This window comes from Sphingomonas sp. Leaf28, from assembly GCF_001421685.1.
GTDB classification, from domain to species: Bacteria; Pseudomonadota; Alphaproteobacteria; order Sphingomonadales; family Sphingomonadaceae; genus Sphingomonas; species Sphingomonas aurantiaca.
Genome location: NZ_LMKX01000010.1, coordinates 405,756 through 431,451, shown reverse-complemented (window position 1 = coordinate 431,451; position 25,696 = coordinate 405,756). Strand labels below are relative to the sequence as shown.

At 67.7% G+C, this 25,696-nt stretch carries 25 protein-coding genes; 15 read left to right on the top strand and 10 right to left on the bottom strand.

Annotated features, from left to right (window positions below; genetic code table 11):
* The first annotated feature begins 53 nt into the window (after window positions 1–53).
* From ASE79_RS17460 to ASE79_RS17450, 3 genes are read left to right on the top strand one after another with little or no spacing between them, the layout of a single operon-like run.
* Window positions 54–1,778, top strand: a complete 1,725-nt coding sequence (locus ASE79_RS17460) for a hypothetical protein (protein WP_056419590.1) — start codon at window positions 54–56, stop codon at window positions 1,776–1,778.
* An 8-nt stretch (window positions 1,779–1,786) separates the two neighbouring features.
* Window positions 1,787–3,352 (top strand): hypothetical protein, encoded by a 1,566-nt coding sequence (locus ASE79_RS17455; protein WP_156359742.1) that lies wholly within the window; start codon window positions 1,787–1,789, stop codon window positions 3,350–3,352.
* Between the two features lie 10 nt (window positions 3,353–3,362).
* Window positions 3,363–4,952, top strand: a complete 1,590-nt coding sequence (locus ASE79_RS17450) for a hypothetical protein (protein WP_056419585.1) — start codon at window positions 3,363–3,365, stop codon at window positions 4,950–4,952.
* Here ASE79_RS17450 and ASE79_RS17445 read toward each other — a convergent pair.
* The 4 genes from ASE79_RS17445 to ASE79_RS17430 form a co-directional block, all read right to left on the bottom strand.
* Window positions 4,915–6,060 (bottom strand): GNAT family N-acetyltransferase, encoded by a 1,146-nt coding sequence (locus ASE79_RS17445; protein ID WP_056419583.1) that lies wholly within the window; start codon window positions 6,058–6,060, stop codon window positions 4,915–4,917. The genes ASE79_RS17450 and ASE79_RS17445 overlap by 38 nt on opposite strands.
* 78 nt (window positions 6,061–6,138) lie before the next feature.
* Window positions 6,139–6,603, bottom strand: a complete 465-nt coding sequence (locus ASE79_RS17440; RefSeq protein WP_055881847.1) for a RidA family protein — start codon at window positions 6,601–6,603, stop codon at window positions 6,139–6,141.
* A gap of 285 nt (window positions 6,604–6,888) precedes the next feature.
* Window positions 6,889–7,515 carry a hypothetical protein gene (locus ASE79_RS17435; RefSeq protein WP_056419581.1) on the bottom strand — a complete coding sequence of 209 codons (627 nt, stop codon included), beginning with the start codon at window positions 7,513–7,515 and terminating at the stop codon, window positions 6,889–6,891.
* Window positions 7,512–7,781: a DUF3572 domain-containing protein gene (locus ASE79_RS17430; RefSeq protein ID WP_056419577.1), complete on the bottom strand. Its 270-nt coding sequence runs from the start codon at window positions 7,779–7,781 to the stop codon at window positions 7,512–7,514. Before ASE79_RS17430 ends, ASE79_RS17435 begins: the two co-directional genes overlap by 4 nt.
* A gap of 36 nt (window positions 7,782–7,817) precedes the next feature.
* Between ASE79_RS17430 and ASE79_RS17425 the strand changes: the two genes are divergently transcribed.
* Complete coding sequence (locus tag ASE79_RS17425) at window positions 7,818–8,180, top strand: response regulator (RefSeq protein ID WP_056419574.1); 363 nt, start codon at window positions 7,818–7,820, stop codon at window positions 8,178–8,180.
* Between the two features lie 382 nt (window positions 8,181–8,562).
* Here ASE79_RS17425 and rpmG read toward each other — a convergent pair whose 3' ends face one another.
* On the bottom strand, window positions 8,563–8,730 hold the full coding sequence (gene rpmG, locus ASE79_RS17420; protein WP_055881863.1) for a 50S ribosomal protein L33: 168 nt from the start codon (window positions 8,728–8,730) through the stop codon (window positions 8,563–8,565).
* A 192-nt stretch (window positions 8,731–8,922) separates the two neighbouring features.
* On the opposite strand from rpmG, the gene ASE79_RS17415 reads away from it, so the two are divergent.
* From ASE79_RS17415 to ASE79_RS17395, 5 genes are all read left to right on the top strand, one after another.
* Window positions 8,923–9,255, top strand: a complete 333-nt coding sequence (locus ASE79_RS17415; RefSeq protein WP_234422516.1) for a hypothetical protein — start codon at window positions 8,923–8,925, stop codon at window positions 9,253–9,255.
* A 3-nt stretch (window positions 9,256–9,258) separates the two neighbouring features.
* Window positions 9,259–9,825 (top strand): TMEM165/GDT1 family protein, encoded by a 567-nt coding sequence (locus ASE79_RS17410; protein ID WP_056419571.1) that lies wholly within the window; start codon window positions 9,259–9,261, stop codon window positions 9,823–9,825.
* A 108-nt stretch (window positions 9,826–9,933) separates the two neighbouring features.
* The gene (locus ASE79_RS17405; RefSeq protein WP_055881870.1) at window positions 9,934–10,119 is read left to right on the top strand and encodes a DUF1328 family protein; all 186 of its coding nucleotides are present in this window, start codon (window positions 9,934–9,936) and stop codon (window positions 10,117–10,119) included.
* A 101-nt stretch (window positions 10,120–10,220) separates the two neighbouring features.
* The gene (locus tag ASE79_RS17400; RefSeq protein ID WP_056419568.1) at window positions 10,221–11,813 is read left to right on the top strand and encodes a cisplatin damage response ATP-dependent DNA ligase; all 1,593 of its coding nucleotides are present in this window, start codon (window positions 10,221–10,223) and stop codon (window positions 11,811–11,813) included.
* 71 nt (window positions 11,814–11,884) lie between these two features.
* Window positions 11,885–12,658, top strand: coding sequence for an AcvB/VirJ family lysyl-phosphatidylglycerol hydrolase (locus ASE79_RS17395; protein ID WP_056419565.1), 774 nt, complete (start codon window positions 11,885–11,887; stop codon window positions 12,656–12,658).
* Between the two features lie 245 nt (window positions 12,659–12,903).
* Here the strand turns inward: ASE79_RS17395 and ASE79_RS17390 are convergent, their stop codons facing one another.
* The gene (locus ASE79_RS17390) at window positions 12,904–13,728 is read right to left on the bottom strand and encodes a glutaminyl-peptide cyclotransferase (RefSeq protein ID WP_056419564.1); all 825 of its coding nucleotides are present in this window, start codon (window positions 13,726–13,728) and stop codon (window positions 12,904–12,906) included.
* A gap of 34 nt (window positions 13,729–13,762) precedes the next feature.
* Window positions 13,763–14,611 carry a cold-shock protein gene (locus ASE79_RS21950; RefSeq protein WP_055881879.1) on the bottom strand — a complete coding sequence of 283 codons (849 nt, stop codon included), beginning with the start codon at window positions 14,609–14,611 and terminating at the stop codon, window positions 13,763–13,765.
* A 304-nt stretch (window positions 14,612–14,915) separates the two neighbouring features.
* Between ASE79_RS21950 and ASE79_RS17380 the strand changes: the two genes are divergently transcribed.
* The 5 genes from ASE79_RS17380 (at window position 14,916) to rpoN (ending at window position 19,295) form a co-directional block, all read left to right on the top strand.
* Window positions 14,916–15,536: a ribonuclease D gene (locus ASE79_RS17380; protein ID WP_055881883.1), complete on the top strand. Its 621-nt coding sequence runs from the start codon at window positions 14,916–14,918 to the stop codon at window positions 15,534–15,536.
* Window positions 15,533–16,189: an LPS export ABC transporter periplasmic protein LptC gene (gene lptC, locus ASE79_RS17375; RefSeq protein ID WP_234422515.1), complete on the top strand. Its 657-nt coding sequence runs from the start codon at window positions 15,533–15,535 to the stop codon at window positions 16,187–16,189. The genes ASE79_RS17380 and lptC overlap by 4 nt, the downstream gene beginning before the upstream one ends.
* Before the next feature lie 5 nt (window positions 16,190–16,194).
* Window positions 16,195–16,752, top strand: coding sequence for an LptA/OstA family protein (locus ASE79_RS17370; RefSeq protein ID WP_056419561.1), 558 nt, complete (start codon window positions 16,195–16,197; stop codon window positions 16,750–16,752).
* A 132-nt stretch (window positions 16,753–16,884) separates the two neighbouring features.
* Window positions 16,885–17,667 carry an LPS export ABC transporter ATP-binding protein gene (lptB, locus tag ASE79_RS17365; protein WP_055881895.1) on the top strand — a complete coding sequence of 261 codons (783 nt, stop codon included), beginning with the start codon at window positions 16,885–16,887 and terminating at the stop codon, window positions 17,665–17,667.
* A gap of 128 nt (window positions 17,668–17,795) precedes the next feature.
* Window positions 17,796–19,295 carry an RNA polymerase factor sigma-54 gene (gene rpoN / locus ASE79_RS17360; RefSeq protein WP_056419557.1) on the top strand — a complete coding sequence of 500 codons (1,500 nt, stop codon included), beginning with the start codon at window positions 17,796–17,798 and terminating at the stop codon, window positions 19,293–19,295.
* Between the two features lie 160 nt (window positions 19,296–19,455).
* Here rpoN and ASE79_RS17355 read toward each other — a convergent pair whose 3' ends face one another.
* The 3 genes from ASE79_RS17355 to ASE79_RS17345 all read right to left on the bottom strand — a co-directional run bounded on the left by ASE79_RS17355 (window position 19,456) and on the right by ASE79_RS17345 (window position 23,033).
* Window positions 19,456–21,096: a S10 family peptidase gene (locus ASE79_RS17355; RefSeq protein ID WP_056419555.1), complete on the bottom strand. Its 1,641-nt coding sequence runs from the start codon at window positions 21,094–21,096 to the stop codon at window positions 19,456–19,458.
* Between the two features lie 98 nt (window positions 21,097–21,194).
* Window positions 21,195–22,193 carry a ligase-associated DNA damage response exonuclease gene (locus tag ASE79_RS17350; RefSeq protein ID WP_056419552.1) on the bottom strand — a complete coding sequence of 333 codons (999 nt, stop codon included), beginning with the start codon at window positions 22,191–22,193 and terminating at the stop codon, window positions 21,195–21,197.
* Between the two features lie 234 nt (window positions 22,194–22,427).
* Entirely contained in the window at window positions 22,428–23,033 is a 606-nt protein-coding gene (locus tag ASE79_RS17345) for a hypothetical protein (protein WP_056419549.1), read from the bottom strand.
* A 92-nt stretch (window positions 23,034–23,125) separates the two neighbouring features.
* Between ASE79_RS17345 and ASE79_RS17340 the strand changes: the two genes are divergently transcribed.
* Entirely contained in the window at window positions 23,126–25,549 is a 2,424-nt protein-coding gene (locus tag ASE79_RS17340; RefSeq protein ID WP_082445417.1) for a ligase-associated DNA damage response DEXH box helicase, read from the top strand.
* Window positions 25,550–25,696 lie beyond the last annotated feature (147 nt).

Here is a 25,696-nt window from a genome sequence, read left to right as displayed (position 1 = left end):
GTCTTCGAGGCCGGTCGCATAATGGATTAACCATAGCGCGCTAGGACGGGACGGTGGAACGCACCAGCCCTGATCCGCCCCGAATCATCCAGGGGGACCTCGTCGTCGCGATCGCGTTGGCGGTCGTGCTGGGACTTATCTGGGCGGCGCGGAACTGGGCCGGGCTGGCGGCGCTGCGGCTGCCCGATACCGACGATGTCATGCGCCTCCAGCAGGTTCGCGACTGGCTGGGCGGACAGGCGTGGAGCGACCTGGCCCAGCATCGGCTCGGCATGGGGACGCCGATGCACTGGACCCGGGTCGCCGATCTCGGCCCCGCCGCCATCCTTACGCTGGCGTCGCCGTTGCTGGGAATCCACGATGCCGAGCGGCTGATGGTCGTCACCTGGCCGATCATGCTGTTCGCCGCCGCGCTGGCGCTGGTCGGGCGGATCGCGCGGGCGCTGGAGCCCGAGGCGTCGCGGACGGTGATGGTGATCGCCGCGATCGCCTATCCCGCCACGACGATTTTCGCGCCGGGCCGGATCGATCATCACGGGCTGCAGCTCGTCCTGTTGCTCGCCGCGACTCGCGTCGGGATCGCCATGCCGACGCTCCGCAACGGCGCGATCCTCGGCGGGTTGGCGGCCGTCAGCCTGATGGTCGGGCTGGAAACCGCCCCGTTCTTCGTCGTCCTGGGTGGTGCCGCGATCCTGGCCTGGGTGCTGCAGCCGAGCATCGCCGGGGCCCGCATGGTCGGGGTTGGCGTGGGGGCGCTGACCGGGCTGGCGGTCGGCATACCGCTATTTGCCAGCGCGCAGTGGCGCTATCCTGCCTGCGACGGCTTTACCGCGCAGGCGGCCACCGGGCTGGCGATCCTTGCGCTGGTGCCGCTGGCGCTTGGCGTGGCGGCCCCCCGGCTGACGACGATCCGGGCGCGATCGATCGCGACCGCGATGCTGTCGCTCGCGGCGTTCGTGATCGTGCGCGCGCAGTCGCCCGCCTGCCTGTCGCCGTACGGACAGGTGCCGATGCCGTTGCGCCGGCTGTGGCTCGATCATGTCGGCGAGGCGCAATCGGCGCTCAGCGCCGCGCCTGTCGTCGTTTTCGGCTATCTTGGCGTGATGCTGGCGGGGCTGGCCGCATCGATATGGGTGGCGAAACGGTATCCCGGCCGCATCGCGGGGCTGTTGCTGGCGCTTCAGGTCACCGCGCTGTTGATCACGCTGGTGCAGCTTCGCGGCGCCTATAGCGGGGCGATGCTGGGTGCTCCTGCGCTGGCGGTGATGATCGGCGCGGCACGGCGGCGCGGCACGGGATGGGTCGTGGCGGCGTGGACCGTCTCGGCGGGGATGCTCTATCCGCTTGTCGGGGCGGCCTGTGCCTCGGCGTTCGGGCACGCAGAGGCGCCGTCGTCGGTCGCGGACGACGCGGCGTGCGCAACGCCGGCGATGATGGCGTCGCTCGCGCGGCTGTCGCCCGGCGTCGTGATGGCCCCGATCGACACCGGCGCCTGGGGCATCGCCGCGACACCGCACCGCTTCGTCGCGGGCCCCTATCACCGCAATATCGAGGGCAATCTCGCAATGTATCGATTCTTTCTCGGCGACAGGGGCCAGGCGCAGCGGATCGCGCGCCGCTGGGGCGTGCGGTACGTGCTGTATTGCGACGGGACCATGGGCGGCGTCCGGCCAAGGCCCGACAGCCTCGCGCAGGCCCTGACCGAGGGGCGCGCTCCCGGATGGCTCCGACCGCTCGACGCGCGCCGCCAGCCGATCCTGTTCGAGGTTGCGCGATGATCCCACCGATGGCTGAGACGCCGATGACCGAACCCGCGCGCGACTGGTGGACGACGCGCTGGTTCGCCGCGATCGCGGTGCTGGCCGCGTTCATCCCGCTCCTGTGGCCCGACGTCGCGCCGCTGACGGATCTTCCCGGCCATATCGGCCGCTACCGGATCCTCGCCGAGGCGGGCATCGGGCCGCTTGCGCAGCATTATGCGGTCCGCTGGGCGGTGATCGGCAATCTGGGCGTCGATCTCATCGTGCTCGCGCTGCACCCGATCCTCGACGTCGAACCCGCGACACGGCTGGTGGTGATGGCGATCCCGCCGCTCACGGTCGCGGCGATGCTGTGGGTGGGCTATGAAGCGCATGGGCGCATCCCGGTGGCAGCGGGGTTCGCGCTGCCGCTCGCCTTCGCCTATCCGTTCCAGCTGGGCTTCGTGAACTTCTGCCTCTCCGCGGCGATGGCGCTCGCCGGGCTGGCGCTGTGGATCCGGCTCGCGCGGACGCGACCGACCTGGGTCCGTCTCGCGGTGCTGGTGCCATATGCTGGGCTGACCTGGCTTTGCCATACCTTCGGCTGGGCGATGCTCGGCCTGTTCGTGATCGGTGCGGAATGGTCGCAGCGGATTGAGCGCGGCGAACCGTGGCACGTTGCAGCGATCCGCGCCGGGGCGATGGCGCTGCCGATGGCGTGGCCGGTCGCGATCGTGATCGCGGGCGGCGGCGATCGGCTGGCGGGCGCCACCGGCGACTGGTTCAACTGGTCCACCAAGGCGGTATGGGTCGCATCGATGCTGCACGAGCGCTGGAAGGCGTATGACATTGCCGGCGTGACGCTGATCGCCTGCCTGTCCTGGGCGGCGATCCGGTCGCCGCGGCTGGCCGTCGCCGGCGTGCTGCGCCTTCCAGCGCTGTTCGGGCTGATCGCGTTTCTGGTGCTGCCGCTGACGCTGCAGGGCGGCGCGGGCGTCGACATGCGCGTGCTGCCTTTTGCCACCGCGTTGTGGCTGCTGGCGATCCGCACCCGGCCCGGCCATGACGGGCTGGCGCGGAGGATCGCTGCGCTCGGCACGGCCTTTTTCGTGATGCGGCTCGCGACGACGACGATCGCGTTTGCGGTGCTGAGCCAAGGCCAGGCGGACGCGGCCAAGGCGACGGTCGCGCTGCCGCGCGGCGCCGCGGTGCTCGTCCTGGTCAACGAGCCAAGCTTCCAGACATGGGCGGGCCCGCGGCTCTCGCATATCGCCGGCCTCGCGATCGCGCGGAAGCGGGTGTTCGACAACGAACAATGGGTCCTGCCGGGGCAGCAGTTGATCCACCCGCTTCACCCGAGCGCGATGCCATTCGACCGCGATCCCACGCAGATCGTCCTTCCCCCCGAAGATCACCGTGTGACGATCGATTTCGACACCGCGATCGCGCGGTTCGATCGCTGCACCTTCTCGCGCGTGTGGACGATCGACTTCCCGGTCGGCCGCGCCCGCGCCGCGGACCTGATCCCGATCTGGTCCGACGGACGATCGGCGGTCTATTCCGTCGCATCGCGGCGGCCTGGGTGCTTGTCGAGTGCCCCCTTACGGCGCTAGGCGTCGATCAATGACGCGGGGGCAAGACACAGCATTACACTGGTGGCAGACGCGCGGCTTCGTCGTTGCGGTCGCGATCGCGTCGATGATACCGTTGCTGTGGCCGGAGATCCCGCCGCTGGTCGATCTGCCGGGGCATATGGGGCGCTACCGCGTCCAGCTGGCGATCGGCGAGAATCCCTGGCTTTCCCAGTGGTATAACTTCCAGTGGCAGATGATCGGCAATCTCGGCATCGACCTGCTGATCGTGCCGCTCGCGCCGCTCGTCGGGTTGCAGCTGGCGGTCAAGCTGATCGTGATCGCGATTCCGGCGCTGACCGTGACCGGGCTGCTCTGGATCGCGCGCGAGGTGCATGGGCGAATCCCGGCGACCGCGCTGTTCGCCCTCCCCCTCGCCTATAGCTATCCGTTCCAGTTCGGATTCGTGAATTTCGCGCTATCGATGGCGATCGCGCTCAATCTTTTCGCGCTGTGGCTGCGGATGGGGCGGCTCAGGCGGACGCGGCTGCGCGCGTTCCTCTTCGTGCCGATCTCGTGCCTGTTGTGGATCTGCCATACGTTCGGCTGGGGCGTGCTGGGCGTGCTCGCCTTCTCCGCCGAGCTGATCCGCCAGCACGACATCCGTCGAGACAGCGACCCCAAGAGCTGGGCGCATGGCTGGTTCCGCGCGTTCGTCCAGGCGGGGGTCAACTGCCTGCCGCTCGCGCTGCCGATGGTGATGATGGTGGTGTGGCGCTCAGGCGACCATGTCGGCGGCAAGACGCAGGACTGGTTCAACTGGCGCTGGAAGATGAACTGGATCACGATGGTCCTGCGCGATCGCTGGATGGCGTTCGACATCGCGTCGGTGACCGTGCTGTTCGTGATCCTGTTCCGCGGCGTGCGCGACCAGACGATCGAATATTCGCGCAACCTGGGACTGTCGGCGCTGTTCCTGGCGGCGGTGTACGTGCTGCTGCCGCGGATCGTGTTCGGATCAGCCTATGCCGACATGCGGCTCGCGCCGTTCGTGCTGGCGATCGCGGTGATCGCGCTGCGGCCGCGGCACGGCGTGTCGCTGCGTGGCGCGGCGGTGCTGGCGGTGCTCGGCTTCGCGTTCTTCGGCGTGCGGCTGGCGGGGACGACGGTCAGCTACCTGATCTACGACCGGAGCTACGACCAGGCGATCGCGGCGATCGATACCGTCCCCGAGCGCTCCCGCGTCGTGTCGTTCGTCGGGCGCCGGTGTCGCGACGACTGGGCCTATTCGCGGTTGGAGCATGTCCCGGCACTGCTGCTCGAGCGGCGGCTGGCGTTTACCAACGATCAATGGTCGATGGCGGGCGCGCAGCTGATGACGACGCAATATCCCGCGGCGCGCGGCTTTGCGCATGATCCGTCGGAGATCGTCAGCGACATCCGGTGCCGCGGCCAATTCTGGCGGCCGATCGCGATGGCGCTGGAGAAATTCCCGCGCGATGCGTTCGATTATGTCTGGCTGATCCACCCGCCGAAGTTCGATCCGGCACTGGTCCGCGACCTCACCCTGATCCGCCGCGATGGCACTAGCCTGTTGTACCGCGTCAACCGGCCTGCTGTTCCCCCCGCCGGAACGGAGTAAGCTCGCCGAGATATTCTTGCTGCTCGGCGACCGCCTCGCGCTCGCGGACGAGATAGTCGGCGATCGCGCGGCGGAAGCTCGGGTCGGGGATATAGTGGGCGGAATAGGTCGCGACGGGGGCATAGCCACGCGCGAGCTTGTGTTCGCCCTGTGCGCCCGCCTCGACGGTCTGCAGGCCGCGTGCGATCGCGGCGTCGATCGCCTGGTAATAGCAGAGTTCGAAATGGAGGAACGGCACTTCCTCGGTCGCACCCCAATAGCGGCCGTAGAGCGTGTCCTCGCCGATCAGGTTGAGCGCGCCCGCAATGGGGACGCCGTCGCGCTCGGCGAGGATGAGGAGGACCTGGTCGCCCATCGTCTGGCCGATCTGGTCGAAGAAGCTGCGCGTGAGGTAGGGTTGGCCCCATTTGCGGCTGCCGGTGTCCTGATAGAAGACCCAGAATGCGTCCCAGTGCGCGGGCGTGATCTCGGCACCGACGAGGTGGCGGATCGTCAGGCCTTCGACCGCGGCGGCGCGCTCCTTGCGGATCGCCTTGCGCTTGCGGCTGGCGAGGACGGCGAGGAAATCGTCGAAGCTCGCATAGCCGTCGTTCTTCCAGTGGAATTGCGTGCCCTGGCGGATCAGCCAGCCGGCCGACTCGAACAGCGCCACTTCGCCCGGATCGATGAAGGTGGCGTGCGCCGAGGACAGCCCGCTCTGGTCGGTGACGGCCTCGAGCGCGGCGATCAGCGCGGGGGCTTGTTCGGGATCGCGGAGAAGGAGGCGTGGGCCGGGGACCGGGCTGAACGGCGCGGCGATCTGGAGCTTGGGGTAATATTGCCCCCCTGCCCGCTCCCACGCGTCGGCCCAGCCCTGATCGAAGACATATTCGCCCTGGCTGTGACTCTTGGCGTAGGCGGGTGCGATTCCGGCGGGCTTGCCGTCGAGGCCGTCTACGACGACCGGCAACGCCTGCCAGCCGGAGCGGCCACCGACGCTCTTCGATGCTTCGAGTGCTGAGAGGAACGCGTGGCCGATAAACGGGTTGGCGGTGCCGGAGCAGGCCTCCCAATCCTCGGCCGCGATCGAGGTGACGCCTTGGGCGATGCGGGCTGTGACGGCGTTCATTGCCGCCTAGGTAGAGACGCGGGGGCGCGCCTCCAAGAGGGCGGTGGGTGGAGACGCGCGGGCGCGTCTCCGGGAATGTCAGGCGGAAACCTGTACGATCGCGTCGATCTCGACCGCAGCGCCGAGCGGGAGGACGGGAACGCCGACCGCCGAGCGCGCATGCTTGCCCGCATCGCCGAACAGCGCGACCATCAGGTCCGAGGCGCCGTTGGCGACCTTGGGCTGGTCGGTGAAGTCGCCGGTCGAGTTGACGAACACGCCGAGCTTCACGATCCGCTCGACGCGCGCCAGCGTGCCGAGCGCCGCCTTCATCTGCGCGACGAGCATCAGTGCGCAGAGCTTTGCCGCGTCCTGCGCGTCGTCAAGCGAGACGCCGTCTCCGACTCGGCCGGTGACGAGCTGGCCGTCCTTGAACGGCAGCTGGCCCGAGATGTGGAGCATGCCGTTCGCCAGCACGGTCGGGACGTAGGACGCCACGGGTGCGGCAGCCTGCGGAAGGGTGAGGCCCAGCTCTTCGAGCTTGCGGTCGATACGATCGGTCATGGGGGTGGTATCACCACAGCGGTGGGGGATGGGTCAAGTGGGCGGCGCCCCCCGTACATCTACACGAGCCCCCACCCTGCTTGCGTCATCCCCGCGCAGGCGGGGATCCAGACTGGCTGTCGCGCATGATCGAAGCGGTAACGCGTCTGGGTCCCCGCCTCCGCGGGGATGACGGGTGCACTGTTACGCCCCATCCTGTTCTCCCGCGAAGGCGGGAGTCCAGGGTTACGGGCGATAGCGGTTTTGGCTCCTGGGCCCCCGCGTTCGCGGGGGAACTAGAAAGGCTCAGGCGTCTGCGGGCAGACCCGCTTCGAACCGGGTCGCGATCCAGTCGGCCGCTTCGCGCCAGTCGTCGATCCGCGCGTGCGCTTCGGGCGCTTTGGGGACGTTCACCGCCAGCGTCGGCTCGGACACCATGTGCAGCCGGTGTACCCCCGGCGCGTGCCTGGCGACCGATTCGTGATGCACCGCCAGATCGTCGACGAACACCGTGACCGGGTTGCCATATTCGGCGACCAGCCGCGAGACCGGCGTGCCCTTGCCGCCCTGGTTGCACTCGACCCGGTGCGCGATGCCGAACTTGGCGAGCTGCTCGATCCGCGGCTGGCGGCATTCGTCCTGGAGGTTGGTGAGGATGACGATGTCCGCCACCTGCGCCAGCCGCTCGAGCGCCTCGGCCGCGTGCGGGACCAGCGTCTGGCGGTGCATCTCGGCGGGGAAGAACTCGCCGAGCATCGCCCACATATCCTCGCGCGAGGGCGGCGGGCCACCGTCGCGGCGGGTCATCGCGGTCGAGAAGTCGCCGTGCTGGATCGCGAAATCGATATCGTGGCGCTCGTCGAGCCAGACGCCGAAATGCTTGACCATGTGCAGCAGCACTTCGTCGCAATCGCTGATGAGCAACGGCCTCATGCGTCGAGCTCCATCCGCGCGCGGACCAGCGCCTCGGGCTTTACGCCGAGCGATCCGGCACAGGCGATCAGGTCGGGCTCGTGGTTTTCGAGGAAGCCGAGCGCCGCGGACAGCACGCTGGGGTCGCTCGCCCGCGCGCGCAGGTCGTGCGGCTCGAGGCCGGTGACCGACAGCAGCCGCATCGCGCGGTCGGGCTCGACCAGAGTCCATACCAGCGCGCGCAGCGCGAGCGCCTCGGCGTCTTCGTTTGAATCGCGGTCGCGCATTGCCTATCGTGCCCTCTTTCCGGATAAGGTGCGGCGGTGACAAAGAAGGTGCTCGTTGTCGAGGACAACGAACTCAACCTCAAACTATTCTGCGATCTGCTGCGTGCGCACCAGTTCTCGGTCGAACCCGTGCGCGACGGCCGCGACGCGGTGGCGCGCGCGCGCGACTTCACGCCCGACCTGATCATCATGGACATCCAGATGCCGCACGTCACCGGCTATGAGATCATCCTCGAACTGAAGGCGGACGAGGGTCTACGCGCGATTCCCGTGATGGCGGTGACGGCCTATGCCGGCCGCGACGACGAGGAGCGGATCCGCGCGGCGGGGGCGGATGCGTATGTGTCGAAGCCGATCAGCCTGGCGCGGTTCATGGATGCGGTCGGGGCGCTGGTCTGAGCAGTCGAACCGTCCTATTTTCCGTTCGTGCCGAGTAGAGACCGAGTAGCTCCGCAAGGAGCGTATCGAGGGCTCGTATCGAAGCATGGGTTCCGCGCGCCAACCTGTCCTTCGATACGCCGTCTCGATACGCCGCCTGCGGCGACTACTCGACGGCTACTCAGGACGAACGGCAGAAGGGACGAACGGGTGGGGGACCGCGCTCCCACGCCGTCACCCCAGCGGACGCTGGGGTCTCCCGTTACGGGCGCGCTTGCGACAGAAGATCCCAGCTTTCGCTGGGATGACAGATTCTTGGAGGCACAAACGCCAAAAGCCGCGGGGGATGCCCGCGGCTTTTCGGATCGTCGCAATCAGTCGGCGGCTTGCACCGCCGGCCGGATTACTTAATCTTGGCTTCCTTGAACTCGACATGCTTGCGCACGACGGGATCGTACTTCGAGAAGGAGAGCTTCTCCGTCTTGGTACGGGGATTCTTCTTGGTGACGTAGAAGAAGCCGGTGTCAGCGGTGCTGAGCAGCTTGATCTTTACGGTGGTCGGCTTGGCCATGAGCCCAATTCCTATGGCTTGAAAATGCGAAAGCGGCGAACTCGCGCCGCCGCTCCATCAGGGGCGGCGCATGGCGGACGGCTGCGGCGAAGTCAAGCTTTACCCCGTCATTGCGGGGGAATCATACGTATTTAACCTGCTATTCACGACCATCCGCACATTGTAGCCTCCAATAAAGACAGGAGCGGGATCGTGGGGCAGGCGCTGGTTCGAATCGACGACATGACCGCGGTGAAGGCCGATCTGGCGGCACGAATCGCGGCGATCGACGTCCGAGCCCCCTATTCGCGCCCCTGCGACATCGCCACCGAGATCGATGCGATCCGTGTGATCGCGCACAGCAACGGGCTGAACCCGGCGGTCACCGTCGCGCACTTCGTCGATTCGGCGCTGTCGCGCGGCGAGCATGGCGCGCTGGTGCATGGCTGGCTGGCGATCCTGCGCGATGCGGTCGGCTGCGAGCGGCAGGATGTCCAGGCATGCCACGCATTCGCTGCCGCGTGCTCGGTGCGACTCGCTGGATAATCCATGGACGCATTGATGGCGGCCTTCGTCGCGGCGGCGCTCGCGCAGGTCGGCGATCGCACCGCATGGCTCGCCGCGATCCTGTCGGACCGGTATGGCAAACCCGCGCTGGTCATCGCGATGGCGGCGCTCGCCCTGCTCGCCGCCAGCGGGCTCGCCGCCGCGCTTGGCACCGTGATCGGCCCGAAGCTCGCGCCCAATGCGCAACAACTGATGCTGGCGCTTGCGTTGCTGCTGCAGGGCGGCGGCGCGTTTTTCTCGGCCAAGACGCCCGACCGGCTCGATCGCTGGCGAATCGGCGCGATCGCGACCGCGGTGCTTGGGCTGTTCATCCTCGCGTTCGGCGACGGGGTGCAGTTCATCGTCCTGACGCTGGCCGCGCGCACGCCCGTCCCCGCGCTGGCCGCGGTCGGCGCGACGATCGGATCGCTGGTCGTGATCGTCCCAGCCGCGCTGATGGGCGAGGCCGCGTGGCTGAAGCTGCCGCTCAAGCCGCTGCGGATCGCGATCGGCGTGGTGTTCGTGCTCTTCGGCCTCGTCCTCGCGCTCGGCGCATTACGGCTCGTCTGACCCGAGCCGGGCGCTCGAAACCTGCGCTGTCCCGGTCCGATCGTTACGGATCAGGAACCAAGTGGTTGCGACACCGGTTGAGTGACCCTTACCGCATTGGAGGCCGTCATGCTGAAGCTCGCAATCACCTTTCTCGTCATCGGCGCCGTGCTCGCGCTGCTCGGCTTCGGCGGCATCGGCGGGGCGTTCATCGGCATCGCCAAGATCCTGTTCTTCATCGCGATCGCGCTGTTCGTGATCTTCCTCGTGCTCGGCCTGCTCGCGGGCAAGGGGATCAAGAACGCGATCGACTGACGCGGCCAGTCCATATCGCCTGACAATGACCGTCGCCGGATCCTCCGGCGGCGGTCGTTTCGTGTCTGCATCCCTTCGGGTGGCATGCGCGTTCAACGACGATGCATGCCTTTGCCGCCCTGCTCGACTCGCTCACCTACACCCGGTCGCGCAACGCGAAGCTCAAGCTGATCGCGGATTACCTCCGCGCTACGCCCGATCCAGACCGTGGCTGGGCGATGGCGGCGCTGACCGGCGATCTCGATCTCAAGGGCGTAAAGTCGGCGGTAATCCGCGGGCTGATCGAGGAACGCGTCGACCCGGTGCTGTTCCGGATGAGCCGCGATTATGTCGGCGATACCGCGGAGACGGTAGCGCTGCTTTGGCCCGAGCCCACGGTTCCGGTCGATCCCGCTCCCCTGTCGATCACCGACGTGGTCGAGCGACTGGCGGCGTTGTCGCGCGCGGATGCTCCCGCCGCGCTCGCCGACATGCTCGACCGGTCGGATGCCGAGGAGCGGTTCGCACTGCTCAAGATGGCGACGGGCGCGCTGCGGATCGGCGTGTCGGCGCGGCTGGCGAAGACCGCGCTCGCGGATGCGTTCGGGCTCGATGTCGATGCGGTCGAGGAGGTGTGGCACGGGCTCGATGCGCCGTATCCGAGCCTGTTCGCCTGGGCCGAGGGGACGGGCGAGCAGCCGACCCCCGCCGACGTGCCCGTGTTCCGGCCGTTCATGCTCGCGCATGGGCTGGAGGAGCTGCGCGTCGATCTCGCCGACTATGCCGCGGAGTGGAAATGGGACGGTATCCGCGTGCAGATCGTCCATGTCGCGGGGGAGACGCGGCTCTACAGCCGCACCGGCGACGACGTGACCGCGAGCTTCCCCGAGATCGCGGCCGCGTTCCGGACGCCGGGGACGGTCGATGGCGAGCTGCTGGTGAAGGGCGAGCATCAGGGCGGCACGCTGGAGGATGGCGGCGGCGCGGCCAGCTTCAACGCGCTCCAGCAGCGGCTGGGGCGCAAGACGGTGTCGGCGAAGATGCTGGCCGAGTATCCCGCGTTCGTGCGGCTCTACGACCTGTTGATAGACGGCGAGGAGGATTTGCGGCCGCTGCCGTGGACCGTGCGCCGTGCGCGGCTGGAGGCGTTCATGCCGCAGCTCGATGGCGAGCGGTTCGATCTAAGCCTGGTGATCGAGGCGGACGACTTCACCGCGCTGGAGGCGATCCGTGCGACCGCGCGCGACGCGGCGATCGAGGGCGTGATGCTCAAGCGGCGCGACTCGCCGTATGTCGGCGGGCGTCGTGCGGGGCTCTGGTACAAATGGAAGCGCGATCCACTGACCGCCGATTGCGTGATGATGTATGCGCAGCGTGGCTCGGGGCGGCGATCGTCCTATTATTCGGACTATACGTTTGGCTGCTGGACCGAGGAAGGCGAGCTGCTACCCGTCGGGAAAGCCTATTCGGGGATCACCGACGAGGAGCTGAAGATGCTCGACAGCTTTGTGCGCAACCATACGCAGAACCGGTTCGGGCCGGTGCGCGAGGTGGAGAAGACGCTGGTGCTCGAGATCGCGTTCGATTCGCTGCATGATTCGAAGCGGCACAAATCGGGCGTGGCGATGCGTTTTCCGCGGATCGCGCGGATCCGGACGGACAAGCCTGCGGCGGAAGCGGACCGGATCGAGACGCTCAAGCGGATGATTACGTAATCCGTGTGTCATCGAAGCGGGCGGCATAGCAGGGTATCGCCGCCGATCTTGGCGAGCGTGAGGATGGTCCGGTGAACAGAACGAAGCATCCCCGGACGGCGGCGGCACGACGGTGGCGGCGTGGCGCATGGGTAAGCGGCATCCTGTCCGCGATCGTCGTGCTGTTCGTCTATCTCGCGGGCTATTTCGACCGCGATCCGGTGCATGTGTATCCGGCGATCGGCGTCCACGCGTCGGGCGCGCCGCCGATCGCGGTGGTCAATTTCTCGGGCGACATGGGGTTGCGATTCCTGCTCGGCGCATCGACCTCGCGTGGGCTGACCGAGCATGGGATTCCGGTCGTCGGGATCACCACCCCTGCCCTGTTCGCGCATCATCGGACGCGGGGGCAACTCGATGCGATCGTCGCGGACGGGGTTCGCGTGGCGCTGGCGCGGACCGGGGCGAAGCGGGTCGTGGTGATGGGCCAGTCGTACGGCGCGGACATCGTCCAGACCGGGCTGGCGGACCTGCCGTCGTCGCTGCGGCCGCGTGTCGCGGGGATCGTGCTGATCCTGCCGGGCGACACGGTCTTCTACCGCGCGGATCCGTCGGGGCTTCTCTACGATCATGGGACGCCCGACAGCATGGGGGTGACGACGGGCAACCGGCTCGGCTGGGCGCCGCTGACGTGCATCTACGGGGTCGAGGAAACCGACAGCCTGTGCCCGTTGCTGAGCGTGGCTGGCGTGCGGAAGGTCGGGATGCCTGGGGGGCATAATATCCATCATGATGCGGATGGACTGCTGGGGCATGTGCTGGCGGCGATCGCGGCGGTGGCGCCGGGGGCGGGGCGTGGGTTTTGAGGGGGCGCTGGCTTGTGTTTGGGTCCCCGACGCTGGCAGCGGAAGCGCCCCACACGGGGATACCCCAGCTTTCGCTGGGGTGACGGGAAAGGCGGAGTGACGGACGAGGTGCGGGGACGGGATTAGGATGTGACAGGGTGGCACGTCCCGGATCCCCTCCTTGTTCTCCCGCGAAGGCGGGAGTCCAGTCTGGGCTCCCGCCTTCGCGGGAGAACAAGACGGTAGCGGAGCGCGCCAGCGGCGGCTTAGCGCGGTGCGTTGATCTTTATCTCGAACAGCGTCGGCCAGTATTTGCCCGTCACGAACAGACGGTCGGCCTTGGCGTCCCAGGCGATGCCGTTCAGGACCGCCTCACGGTCGGTCGCGGCGATCTCGGCGACGAGGGGGCGGAGGTCGATGATTGCGGTCACCTTGCCCGTGGCGGGATCGATGCGGACCAGGAAGCCGGTGTGCCAGACATTGGCGAGCACCGCGCCGTGGACATATTCGAGCTCGTTGATGTCGCGTAAGGGCCGCCCGTCGATCGTCACCGCGACCCGGCTGCGTTCCGCCAGCGTCAGCGGGTCGCGCAGGATCAGGCTGTCGCTGCCGTCGGACTGGATGAAGCCGCGGGAGTCGCTGGTCAGCCCCCACCCCTCGCCGGTGTAGCGGTTCCGGCCCTTCGGCTTCAGCGTGCGGACGTCCCAGCGATGCGCGATGCCGTCATGCCAGGTGAGGCTGACGAGCTGGTCCTTCCACAAAGCGAGCCCCTCGCCGAACTGCGCGGGATCGATTCGCGCCCTGGCGAGGATCTTGCCATCGGCGAGCGAGACGCGGCGGACGTCGGATTGCCGTTCCTGCCCCGTGCTCTCGTACAGCGCGCCGTCGTGCCAGAGCAGGCCTTCGGTGAACGCGGTACGATCGTGCGGATAGCGCGCAACGATCGTCGCGGACAGCATCGGCACGCGCGCGTCCGGCGCCGCGGCCGCCTGCACGCGGGCGGGCGCTGCCGACGACAGCACCGACGATGAAACGAGAACGGCCGGCCCCGCAAAAGCGAGGCCGGCCGCGATCGTTATCCTACCAAACATGGTATGGATCAGCGTTCTGCTTCAGTCAGCTGGATCAGCCGCCTGCGCTCAGGTTCACCGCTGCGTACTTGCCGCGACGATCGACCTCGAGCTCGAACTCGAGCTTGTCGCCCTCGTTCAGCGTCGCCATGCCGGCGCGCTCGACGGCCGAGATGTGGACGAATGCGTCAGGCTGTCCGTCGTCGCGCTGGATGAAGCCGAAGCCCTTCATCGCGTTGAAGAACTTGACCGTACCGGTTGCCTTCTCGCCGGTGAGCTGACGCTGTGCGCCACCACCGTCACGGTCACCACCACGGGGTGCACCCGGGCCGGCATCACGGTCACGCGGCGGGCCGCGATCGGTGACGGCCATCGGCTCGCCGTCGATCTTGAGGTCGGTTGCCGAGATACGGCCACCGCGGTCGACGAGCGTGAAGCCGAGCGGCTGACCCTCTGCGAGCGCGACCATGCCGGCCTGCTCGACTGCGCTGATGTGAACGAACACGTCCTCGCCGCCGTCATCGCGAACGACGAAGCCAAAGCCCTTCTGCGCGTTGAAGAACTTTACGACACCGGTGCCTTCGCCGACGACCTGGGGAGGCATGCCGCGACCACCGCCGCCGCCGCCACCGCCCGAGAAGCCGCCGCCACCGCCGCCGCCGCGGTAACCACCGCCGCCACCGCCGCCGCCGCCGAAGCTGCTGCCGCCGCCGTAGCTGCTGCCACCGCCGCCGCCGTAGCTCGAACCGCCGCCGCCGCCATAGCTGTTGCCGCCGCCGAACCGGTCGCCGCCGCCACCAAAGCTGCTGCCGCCGCCGAACTCGTTGTCGCCGCCGCCGAAGCTGTCGCGCTTATCGCGGCCACGCCCGCCACGGTTCCCGCGGCCACCTTTATCGAAACCCATAAGCTCTGTTCGTCTTCCCGGTTCGCCCGCAAATTTCTCAAAACCCTTGTGCCGGACGACGAACGCGGGTTTTCCAGCGCGAAACCTTTTGCGCCTTGAGGGGACCCTTAGCGCAAAATACAAGCGGTCGCGAATAGAATCTGATGCGACGGCCAGCGAATTGGACCGATACTGACGCAAGTGTCGCTTGTGCGCCACGGCTCGTCGCACCGGCGCCGGGCGAGCCATCTTATTGCCCGATTCCGTACGGCAGCGCATGACAGAGCCATTGAGCGTTCAGCCGCGGGCCGCTACGGCCACGGTCATGACAGTTTATCTCCACGAAGGCGACATCCCCGCCGATCTGTTCGCGGCGGGCGCCGCGATCGCCGTCGATACCGAGACGATGGGTCTCATCACCCCGCGCGACCGGCTGTGCCTGGTCCAGCTGTCAGATGGCGGCCCCGACGAGCATCTCGTCCGCTTCGCCGCGGGCGCCGGCTATGACGCCCCCAATTTGAAGGCGCTGCTGGCCGACCCGGCACGCGTGAAACTGTACCATTTCGGACGATTCGATATCGCCGCGGTCCAGCATTATCTCGGCGTCGTCGCGGCGCCGGTCTATTGCACCAAGATCGCGTCGCGGCTGGTGCGGACCTATACCGATCGCCACGGCCTGAAGGAGCTGGTCCGCGAACTGCTCGGCCAGGACATTTCGAAGCAGCAGCAATCGTCCGACTGGGGCAGCCCCGAGCTGTCGGACGCGCAGAAGGATTATGCCGCGTCCGACGTTCGCTTCCTCCACCGGTTGCGGACCGAGCTCGACAAGCGGCTGATCCGCGAAGGCCGGATGGAGCTCGCCCAGGCGTGCTTCGACTTCCTGCCGACCCGCGCCGCGCTCGATCTCGCCGGCTGGCCCGAAATCGACATCTTCGCGCACGCATGACGCAGATGCCGCCGCCCTCTCCGGTAGCCCGCCGCGCACGTACCGCGCGGCAGGACTGGGCCGCGCCCGGCGGCAGCCATGATCGCTTCGTGGCGATCGCGCGCGTCGCGCTGCCGACCGCGATCGGCGTGCTGGCGGCGTTCCTGGTGATGGCGCCGCTGACCGCGGGCGGCGACGTGTCGTTCCTGCTCGACAAGAACAAGGTCGACGTCGCGCAGGAGCGGATGAAGATCCAGGCGGCACGCTATCGCGGCGAGGATGCCAAGGGACAGGCGTTCACGCTCGACGCCGCCTCCGCGATCCAGAAGAGCTCGGCCGAGCCGATCGTCCAGCTCAACCAGCTCGCCGCGCAGATCCAGCTGACCGACGGCCCCGCCAACATCAAGGCGAACACCGGTCGGTACGACATGGACACCGAGAAGGTGCAGCTGTTCGGTCCGCTCAACGCGACCGCGGCGGGCGGCTACGACCTGAAGACCACCAACGCGACGATCGACATGAAGGCGCGCACGCTCGAAAGCGGCGGCGCGGCGACGGGCACCGTGCAGCAGGGCACGTTCAGCGCGAACAAGCTGCGCGCGAACCTGGAAGAGCGCACCGTGACGCTCGATGGCAATGCCCGCTTGCGGATCATCCCCAGAGGGCCGAAATAACAGCCATGCGCGTCCCCCATATTCTTGCCACCCGCGTCGTTGTCGGCGTGTCCGCGGTTCTGCTGTCATCGACCGCGGTCGCGCAGCAATCGCACAATTCGAACGCCCCGATCGATTTCGGCGCGGATCATATCGAGTTGCAGGACAAGGCGAATCGCGCCGTGCTGTCGGGCAACGTCGCGGTCAAGCAGGCCGAGATGACGCTCAACTCGGCGCGGATGACGGTGGCCTATACGGGCCAGGTGATCGGCGGAAACCCGCAGGTCTCGCGGCTCGACGCATCGGGCGGCGTGACGGTGCGGCGCCCCGACCAGACCGCCAAGAGCCAGTACGCGATCTACGACCTCAACAAGCGCGTGATCACGATGCTCGGTGCGGTGACGCTGAACCAGGGCGGCAACGTCGTGAATGGCGGCCGGCTGACGATGAACCTCGACACGGGTCGCGCGGTCATCGACGGATCTTCGGTCGGCGGCAGCACCGGGGCGACCACCGGCGGCGGCACCGTGACTCAGTCGGGCGGACGCGTGACCGGCACCTTCTCGGTCCCCAAGCGCAACTGACGCATCGGCATGCCGCGGGGGCTTCCCTCCGGCGGCGTGGTCATGCATGTTTCCTGCCAATCCCCCGCCGGACTTTCGCGGCGACACCCATGCCGGACGTCCGGCAGCTGAATTTTGCGAGGGCCTGATCCCATGGACGCCACCACGCTGCCCCCGATCGAAGCGGTAGAGCCGATCTCGGAGCCGCCCGTCAGCAACGGGCTGCAGGTCGTCTCGATCGCCAAATCGTACGACAAGCGGGTCGTGCTGACCGACGTGTCGGTGTCGGTCGGGCGCGGCGAGGTCGTCGGGCTGCTCGGGCCGAACGGCGCGGGCAAGACGACGTGCTTCTATTCGGTGATGGGGCTGGTGAAGCCCGATTCGGGCCGCATCATGCTCGACGGCGAGGACATCACGAAGCTGCCAATGTACCGGCGCGCAATCCTCGGGCTCGGCTATCTGCCGCAGGAGACGTCGATCTTCCGCGGGCTGACTATCGAGAAGAACATCCTGACGGTGCTCGAGCTGTCCGAGCCCGACAAGGCGGCACGCCAGCGCAAGCTCGACACGCTGCTCGAGGAATTCGGGCTCACCCGGCTGCGCGCAGCACCGGCGATGGCGCTGTCGGGTGGCGAGCGGCGGCGTGCAGAAATCGCTCGTGCGCTCGCGGCCGATCCGTCGATCATGCTGCTCGACGAGCCGTTCGCTGGCATTGACCCGATCTCGATCGCCGACATTCGCGATCTGGTAAAGGACCTCAAGCGCCGCGACATCGGCGTGCTGATCACCGACCATAATGTCCGCGAGACGCTGGAAATCGTCGACCGCGCCTACATTATCTATGATGGGCGCGTGCTGTTCTCGGGATCGCCTGCCGAGCTGGTCGCCGATGCGAACGTGCGCCGCCTGTATCTGGGCGAAGGCTTCTCGCTTTAGCCTATGCACGCCGCCCTGCCCTCCATCCGTCATCCCAGCGAACGCTGGGATCTCCCGGTGAGGGCGCGCGTGCTAGCCGCGGGAGACCCCAGCGTTCGCTGGGGTGACGGGATTGGGGGCGCGCCCCAGTGAGCCTCGCCCCTCGCCTGGACATCCGCCAGTCGCAGTCGCTGGTGATGACCCCGCAGCTCCAGCAGGCGATCAAGCTGCTGGCGCTGTCGAACCTGGAGATCGAGGGGTTCATCGCCGAGGAGGTCGAGCGCAATCCGCTGCTCGAATCGAGCGCGGCGGAGGATAGCGACGCGCCGGACCGCGAGCCCGTGCCCGAGGTTCGCGATGAACGCGTGGCCGCCGACGAACTGGTCGCCGGTACGGGCGACGGCGGCGAACCGGCGCTCGACGTCGATTATGCGACCGAAAGCCACCAGCAGGACAGCGTCGCCGATGGCGGCAGCGGGATGGACGGCGCTCTGTCGATGACCGGTGCGAGCACCGGCGGGGTCGGCGGCGAGGACGGCCCCGATCTCGAGGCGTTCGCGGATACCAGCCTGAGCCTGGCGGACCATCTGCTCGCGCAGGCGGGCCCCGCAATCCGCCACGAGGACGCGTTCATCGCCGCGCACCTGATCGATCAGATCGACGAGGCGGGCTATCTCACCGCGTCGCTGCTCGACGTCGCGAACCGGCTCGGTGTGCCGCTGGTCCGCGTCGAGCGCGTGCTGGCGACGATCCAGACGTTCGACCCGACCGGCGTCGGCGCGCGCGATCTCGGCGAGTGCCTCGCGTTGCAGGCGAAGGAGGCGGATCGCTACGATCCGTGCATGGCGCGGCTGATCGACAATCTCGACCTGCTCGCGCGCGGCGAGCTGGCCCGGCTCAAGCGCATGTGCGACGTCGACGACGAGGACATGGCGGACATGATCCGCGAGCTGCGCGGCTATGATCCGAAGCCCGGCTGCCGCTACGGTGGTGAGCCTGCGCAGTCGGTGACGCCCGACCTGTTCGTCGCGCGCACCAAGGCCGGCTGGGCGATCGAGATCAACGCCGCCACCCTGCCGCGCGTGCTGGTCAACCGCAGCTATTATACCGAGCTGGCGGGCGGGCAGCAGGACAAGGCGTCGAAGGCGTGGCTGAGCGATTGTCTCGCCAGCGCGAACTGGCTGGTGAAGGCGCTCGACCAGCGCCAGCGGACGATCATCAAGGTCGCGACCGAGATCGTGAAGCAGCAGGAGGCGTTCTTCCTGAAGGGCGTCGCGCATCTCCGGCCGCTGACCTTGCGCCAGGTCGCCGACGCGATCGAGATGCACGAATCGACCGTCAGCCGGGTGACGAGCAACAAGTACGTGTCGTGCGCGCGCGGGCTGTACGAGCTGAAATACTTCTTCACGAGCGCGATCCAGTCGGCGGATGGCGGCGAAGCGGTATCGGCGCAGGCGGTGAAATCGGCGATCCGCGCGTTGATCGATACCGAGGGGGCTAAGATCCTGTCGGACGATACGCTGGTCGAGCTGCTCAACGCGAAAGGCTTCGACATCGCGCGGCGGACGGTGGCGAAATACCGCGAGGCGCTGGGGATCGGAAGTTCGGTGCAGCGGCGGCGGGCGAAGGCGCTGGAAGGCGCGCGTTAGGGTCGGGGGTGGTCGGACGCTAGTCCGTTCTCAGAGGAACACCTCCCCGGCGGAGGCCGGGGCCCAATTGGGTAGGTTGGCGTAACGGGGCGCAGCGCCCATCAGCTACGTTGCCCAATTGGACCCCGGCCTTCGCCGGGGAAGTGTATTGGCGGGGGGCTCAGTTCGGGACGGCGCCTGCCCCATCCGCCCCGGAAACGCTCGCGCCGCCCGGTGGCGTTGCACTGCGCGCCTCCCCTACTGCAACGTCGTACCAGCGCGACAGATCCGCCTTCATCTGGTGCAGCGCCTCGGGGTTCAGATACGTCATGTGCCCCGCGGGATAATAGCGGAACGCCAGGTTCCGCTGGCGCGAGGGATCGAGCATCATGTGGCCGAGATCGTTCTCCGTCCCGAAGAACGGCGTCGCCATGTCGTAATAGCCGTTCATCGACAGCACGTTGAGATACGGATTCTCGCGCATCGCGGCGGCGAGGTCGACCGCGGTGTTGGGGTTGTTCTGCGACTGGCCGCCGCGGCCGGGGGCGTCGTGCTTCCAGTTCCATGTCCAGCCGGGCGCGTCGCGCGCGCTCAAGCGGTACGGCATCTCGGTCTTGTAGCCGAGCGTGTGCGTCACATAATCGTTGAAGGTGGCGATGAACGCGCCCGCGATCGCGGTGTCCGACGCGTCGGTCTCGGGCCGCTCGCCCGCCGCGTCGCTGTCGACGCCGGTATAGCGCGAATCGAACCGGCCGAGCGTCAGCCGCTGGTCGCGCAGCAGCTCCTTCTGGAAGCGCGCGAGGTCGATGCGGAGGTTGGCGCGCTTGATGAAGTCGGGCGAGATGCCGATCAGCTGGCTCATCCGCGTCGCGACCGAATCGCGCTCCGCGTCCGAGATCGTCTGCCCCTTCGACAGCGCCGCCGCATAGGGGCCGGTCGCGAACGCGCGCGCCTCGGCCACCGTCGTCGCGACGTCGGCGGGGCGGTTCTGCAAGCGGTTGTGATACCAGGCGCTGGCCGCATAGCTCGGCAGGTAGTTGAGGTAGATCTCGTCGAGCCCGGGCTGGCGGTACCCGTAGTTCATGATCGACGACAGCAGCACGACGCCGTTGAGCGCCATCCCGCGATCCTGCAACTGATAGGCGAGCGCCCCCGACCGGGTGGTGCCATAGCTTTCGCCGAACAGGAATTTGGGGCTGTTCCAGCGGCCATATTTGGTGGCGTAGCGCAGGATGCCCTTGGCGAAGGCGTCGGCATCCTCGTCGACGCCGTAGAAAGCGGACGGCTTGGTATCGCCGAGTGGCCGCGAATAGCCGGTGCCGACCGCGTCGATGAACACCATGTCGGTCTTGTCGAGCAGCGTGTCGGGATTGGGGCCGAAGTCATAGGGCGCGGGCTTGATATATTCGGGGTTGGCGGTCCGCAGGCGGACGGGCGCGAACGACCCCATGTGCAGCCAGAAACTGGGCGAGCCCGGACCGCCATTGTAGAAGAACGTCACGGGGCGCCGCGTGCCGGGCTTGGTGCCGTCGAGCGTGTAGCCGGTGTAGAACAGGCTGGCGGTCGGCTTGCCCTCCGTATCGCGCAGCGTGAGCGTGCCGACGGTCGCGGTATAGGCGAGCGACTTGCCGCCGACGGTGACGCGGCCCTTGGTCTTGACCTCCTGCTCGGCGACGGGCGCGTTGGCGTAGTCGGCCTCCGCCTCGGCCTTCATCCGATCGGCATTGCTCTCCGACTTGTCCTTCTTGGGCGAGTCCTGCGCGGGGGCAGTCGTGGAGAGCGCGATCAGCAACAGAGCGGCGAACTTGGTCGAACGGGCCACGGGTGATCCTTGTGACAGGGGTAATGCCCTATCCTGCCGAAGCTGGTCGGAAGCGCAAGCCTCGCCTGATCCTCCCCCGCTAGGGGGAGGATTTCAGGTCAGTCGTCCTCGTCTTCGAAGCCGACCAGCGCGAGCGCGCGGGCCTTGATCTGGCGGGTCATGCACCAGTGGACCAGCGCGTCCTCGCGGCCGTGCGTCACCCAGACTTCGCGCGGTGCGATCTCGGTCAGCGTTGCGATGAGCTCGTCCCAGTCGGCGTGATCGCTCAGGATCAGCGGCAGCTCGACATTCTTCTGTCGCGCGCGGCCGCGCACGCGCATCCAGCCGCTCGCCATCGCCGTGATCGGATCGGGCAGCCGCCGCGACCAGCGATCGTTGAGCGCGCCGGGCGGGCACATCACGACATGCCCGGCCATGTCCGCCTTCTTCGTGTCCGCGACGGGCAGCAGTTCGCCGAGCCGGACGCCGTGATCCGCGTAAAGATCGCACAGACGTTGCAGTGCGCCGTGGATGTAGATCGGCGCGTGATGGCTGCGCTCGCGCAGTTCGGCGATCACGCGCTGCGCCTTGCCGAGCGCATAGGCGCCGACGACGACGCAGCGATCGGGGTTGGCGTGGAGCGCGGCGATCAGCTTGTCGATCTCGTCGCCGGTGTCGGGATGGCGGAAGACGGGCAGGCCGAACGTCGCCTCGGTGATGAAGACGTCGCATTTGACGGGTTCGAACGGCGTGCAGGTCGGGTCCGCGCGGCGCTTGTAATCGCCCGAGACGACGATCCGCTCGCCGCGATAATCGAGCACGATCTGCGCCGAACCGAGCACATGGCCGGCGGGGACGAAGCCGATATCGACCTCGCCCATCCGGATCGTCTCGCCGTACGCGACCGGGTTGCCGGCTTGCGGGCCGTAGCGCGCGTCCATGATCGCGAGCGTCTCGGGGGTCGCCCACACCGCCTCGTGACCACCGCGTGCGTGGTCGGCATGGCCGTGCGTGACGAGTGCCTTTGCGCTCGGGATCGACGGGTCGATCCACGCGTCGATCGGCTTGACGAGGATGCCGTGCGGATGCGGTTCGAGCCAGTCGCCGAGTTTTGCCATGCGGGGGTAACGCGTGGACCGGGGTGCGGTGCCGTGATCGCGTTGCGCTGGGGTGAGACAGAGAGACGGTCTCCGATTCGGAGACAGCGGCTCACCCAAGTCCCGTCATCCTGACGAAAGTCAGGATCCAGGGTAACAGGCGCTGACGTGTACGGCTCTGGATCCTGACTTTCGTCAGGATGACGGAAGAAAGGGGAGTTGGGGGCGCGCGCTGTGGCGGATGTCGCGCTCAGATCAGCGTCGCGTGCCGACCTTGATCGTCGCCAGGATCGCGTCCATCCGCGCCGCCGCGACCGCCTGGGTCGGCGCGTTGCGGCCTGCGGGGGGCGCGGCCTTGACCGCGTAGGTGACGCGGTCGATCGCGTAGCAGGCGCCGTTGATGACGCTGCGCAGGTTGGTCGCGCTCACCTGTTGGCTCATGCCCGCGTCGCCGCTGGCGTAGACGGTCCAGCGGTGGCCGCCGAGCATCCGGTTGGGCAGGCGTCGGACATTGCCGGAGACCATTCCCGCAGTGCCGCAGGTCGCGACCACCGCCGCGCTGCGGCTGAAGCCGACCTGGAGCAGCTCGGTCACCTGACCCTGGCCGTCGGTCGGCTTGGCGAGTTCCCAGAAGCGGACGATGCCGACGCCGCGCCCGATCGGCGCGCCGTCCCACATTTGCCGCCAGCCGCGGTTCATCAGCGGGCGGCCGGCAAAGTTGCGCGTCGGCGTGAGGCTGGAGGCATGGGACAGGCGGACATTGCCGCCTGCGCCGACGAACGACTTGTTGGCGGCGGTGGCATTGGCGAAGGGCAGGAGTGCAAGCAACGGTAGCGGCAGGAGATAGCGAAAAAGCGACACCGATTGTCTTTCACAACAGAGCTTTGGCTGAAATGCCGGTCGTTACGCGTGCGGTCCATAGCGGTGCGGCGCGATGCCCCCATATGACGATGATGCGTGAACAGGCCGTGAGCGACCTTCCCCTCCCCTTGGAAAACTGGTTCGCGACGCGGGGATGGCGTCCGCGGCGGCATCAGCGCGAGATGCTGGCGGAAGGCCGTGCGGGGCATCACGCGCTGCTGGTGGCGGCGACGGGCGCGGGCAAGACGCTCGCGGGGTTCCTGCCGACGCTCGCCGAGCTGATCGAGGCGCCGACCGCGGGGCTGCACACGCTCTACGTATCGCCGTTGAAGGCGCTCGCGGTCGACGTGCAGCGCAATTTGCTGACGCCGATCGACGAGATGGGCGTGGATATCCGCGTCGAGACCCGCACCGGTGACACCCCTTCGGATCGCAAGGCGCGGCAACGGATCAAGCCGCCGCAGATCCTGCTGACGACGCCGGAGTCGCTGTCGCTGCTGCTGAGCTATCCGGACAGCATCACGATGTTCGAGAACCTTCGCACGATCGTCGTCGACGAGGTGCATGCGTTCGCGACCGGCAAGCGCGGCGACCTGTTGTCGCTGTGCATGGCCAGGTTGCAAAAGATCTCTCCGGGGATGCGCCGCGTCGCGCTGTCGGCGACGGTCGCGGATGCCGATGGCTATCGCGCCTGGCTGGCCCCCGACGGCGATATCGACCAGGTCGCGATGGTGCGCGGCGAGCCGGGTGCCGATCCCAACATCGCGATCCTGCTGCCCGAGGGCCGCGTGCCGTGGTCGGGGCATTCGGGCCGCTATGCCGCCGCGCAGGTGATGGCAGAGATCGAGGCGCACGAGACCTCGATCGTGTTCTGCAACACGCGCAGCCTCGCCGAGCTGATCTTCCAGGATCTGTGGAAGGTGAATGCGGGCAATCTGCCGATCGGCGTGCACCACGGGAGTCTTGCCAAGGAGGCGCGGCGCAAGGTCGAGAACGCGATGGCCGAGGGCAAGCTGCGCGCGCTGGTCGCCACGTCGAGCCTCGACCTGGGGGTCGACTGGGGCAATGTCGACTGCGTGATCCAGATGGGCGCGCCCAAGGGATCGTCGCGGCTGTTGCAGCGGATCGGCCGCGCCAATCACCGGCTCGACGAATCAAGCCAGGCGATCGTCGTGCCCGGCAACCGCTTCGAATATCTGGAGGCGCGCGCCGCGCTCGACGCGGTCGAGGCGGGCGAGCTCGATTCGGACATCTTCCGGGTCGGCGCGCTCGACGTGCTGGCGCAGCATGTGATGGCATGCGCCTGCGCAGCGCCATTTCGCGAGGCGGATCTGCTCGACGAGATCCGCTCCGCTCTCCCCTATTCCGCGCTGCCGACCGAGACGTTCGAGCGCGTGCTGCACTTCATCAGCGACGGCGGCTATTCGCTGAAGGCGTATGACCGGTTCAAGCGGCTGACCAAGGACGCGGATGGCACGTGGCGGGTCAGCCACCCCAAATTCATCGGCCAGCACCGGCTGAACGCGGGGATCATCGTCGAGGCGACGATGCTGAACGTCCGGTTTGGCAATGGCCGTGTGCTGGGGCGCGTCGAGGAGGCGTTCGCCGCGCAGCTGAGCCACGGCGACACGTTCTTCTTCGCAGGCCTCAGCCTCGAGGTGATGAAGATCGACCTCGAGGATCTGGTGGTGCGCGCGACGTCGAAGCCGGCGCGGATCCCGACCTATGGCGGCAGCCGGATGCCGCTGTCGACCAACTTGGCCGACCGGGTCCGCGGGTTCCTCGCGCATCCCGGCGAGTGGGCGCGCTTCCCCGACGACGTGCGCGAATGGCTGGAGATGCAGGCGTATCGATCGGTGATGCCCCAGCCCGGTCAGCTGCTGGTCGAGACGTTCCCGCGCGAGGGGCGGCATTACATGGTCGCGTACAGTTTCGAGGGGTGGAACGCGCACCAGTCGCTGGGGATGTTGATTACGCGGCGGATGGAGACGCAGGGGCTCAAACCGCTGGGCTTCGTCGCCAACGACTATGCGCTCGCGGTGTTTGGGCTGGAGAAGATCACCGATCCGGCGGCTTTGTTCTCGGCGGATATCCTCGAGCATGAATTCGTCGAATGGGTGCAGCAATCGCATTTGCTCAAGCGCGCGTTCCGCGAGGTGGCGGTGATCGGCGGGCTGGTCGAGCGGCAACATCCGGGCAAGCGCAAGACCGGCAAGCAGGTGACGTTCTCGACCGACCTGATCTACGACGTGCTGCGCAAATATGAGCCGACGCATCTGTTGCTGGAGGCGGCGTGGGCGGATGCGCGCGCGCGGATGACCGATGTCGGGCGGCTGGCGTCGCTGCTCGACCGTGCGGCGGCGACGATGGTGCATGTCGATCTCGAGCGCGTGACGCCGCTCGCGGTGCCCGTGCTGACGCTCATCGGGCGCGAGAAGGTGGCGACGAGCAGTTCGGACGATGCGCTGCTGATCGAGGCGGAGGCGATGATTGCGGATGCGATGCGGCCGGATTGAGGGGGACACTCCCTCACAACCCACCACCCCGGCGGAGGCCGGGGCCCAATTGGGGGACGGTGCTAATTGGGGTCAATGCTCTGTTACGACCACCTTTCCAATTGGGCCCCGGCCTCCGCCGGGGTGGTGATTTTTGCAGCGTCGTTC

What these genes read in the sequence shown, in the direction of transcription:
- ASE79_RS17340 (WP_082445417.1), top strand. Translation starts at nt 23,126, where the DNA reads ATGCGTGAACAGGCCGTGAGCGACCTTCCCCTCCCCTTGGAAAACTGG.
- ASE79_RS17450 (WP_056419585.1), top strand. Translation starts at nt 3,363, where the DNA reads ATGACGCGGGGGCAAGACACAGCATTACACTGGTGGCAGACGCGCGGC.
- ASE79_RS17400 (WP_056419568.1), top strand. Translation starts at nt 10,221, where the DNA reads ATGCATGCCTTTGCCGCCCTGCTCGACTCGCTCACCTACACCCGGTCG.
- ASE79_RS17435 (WP_056419581.1), bottom strand. Translation starts at nt 7,515, where the DNA reads ATGAGGCCGTTGCTCATCAGCGATTGCGACGAAGTGCTGCTGCACATG.
- ASE79_RS17390 (WP_056419564.1), bottom strand. Translation starts at nt 13,728, where the DNA reads ATGTTTGGTAGGATAACGATCGCGGCCGGCCTCGCTTTTGCGGGGCCG.
- ASE79_RS17440 (WP_055881847.1), bottom strand. Translation starts at nt 6,603, where the DNA reads ATGACCGATCGTATCGACCGCAAGCTCGAAGAGCTGGGCCTCACCCTT.
- ASE79_RS17370 (WP_056419561.1), top strand. Translation starts at nt 16,195, where the DNA reads ATGCGCGTCCCCCATATTCTTGCCACCCGCGTCGTTGTCGGCGTGTCC.
- lptC (WP_234422515.1), top strand. Translation starts at nt 15,533, where the DNA reads ATGACGCAGATGCCGCCGCCCTCTCCGGTAGCCCGCCGCGCACGTACC.
- ASE79_RS17405 (WP_055881870.1), top strand. Translation starts at nt 9,934, where the DNA reads ATGCTGAAGCTCGCAATCACCTTTCTCGTCATCGGCGCCGTGCTCGCG.
- ASE79_RS21950 (WP_055881879.1), bottom strand. Translation starts at nt 14,611, where the DNA reads ATGGGTTTCGATAAAGGTGGCCGCGGGAACCGTGGCGGGCGTGGCCGC.
- ASE79_RS17380 (WP_055881883.1), top strand. Translation starts at nt 14,916, where the DNA reads ATGACAGTTTATCTCCACGAAGGCGACATCCCCGCCGATCTGTTCGCG.
- ASE79_RS17430 (WP_056419577.1), bottom strand. Translation starts at nt 7,781, where the DNA reads ATGCGCGACCGCGATTCAAACGAAGACGCCGAGGCGCTCGCGCTGCGC.
- ASE79_RS17455 (WP_156359742.1), top strand. Translation starts at nt 1,787, where the DNA reads ATGGCTGAGACGCCGATGACCGAACCCGCGCGCGACTGGTGGACGACG.
- ASE79_RS17350 (WP_056419552.1), bottom strand. Translation starts at nt 22,193, where the DNA reads ATGGCAAAACTCGGCGACTGGCTCGAACCGCATCCGCACGGCATCCTC.
- lptB (WP_055881895.1), top strand. Translation starts at nt 16,885, where the DNA reads ATGGACGCCACCACGCTGCCCCCGATCGAAGCGGTAGAGCCGATCTCG.
- rpmG (WP_055881863.1), bottom strand. Translation starts at nt 8,730, where the DNA reads ATGGCCAAGCCGACCACCGTAAAGATCAAGCTGCTCAGCACCGCTGAC.
- ASE79_RS17410 (WP_056419571.1), top strand. Translation starts at nt 9,259, where the DNA reads ATGGACGCATTGATGGCGGCCTTCGTCGCGGCGGCGCTCGCGCAGGTC.
- ASE79_RS17445 (WP_056419583.1), bottom strand. Translation starts at nt 6,060, where the DNA reads ATGAACGCCGTCACAGCCCGCATCGCCCAAGGCGTCACCTCGATCGCG.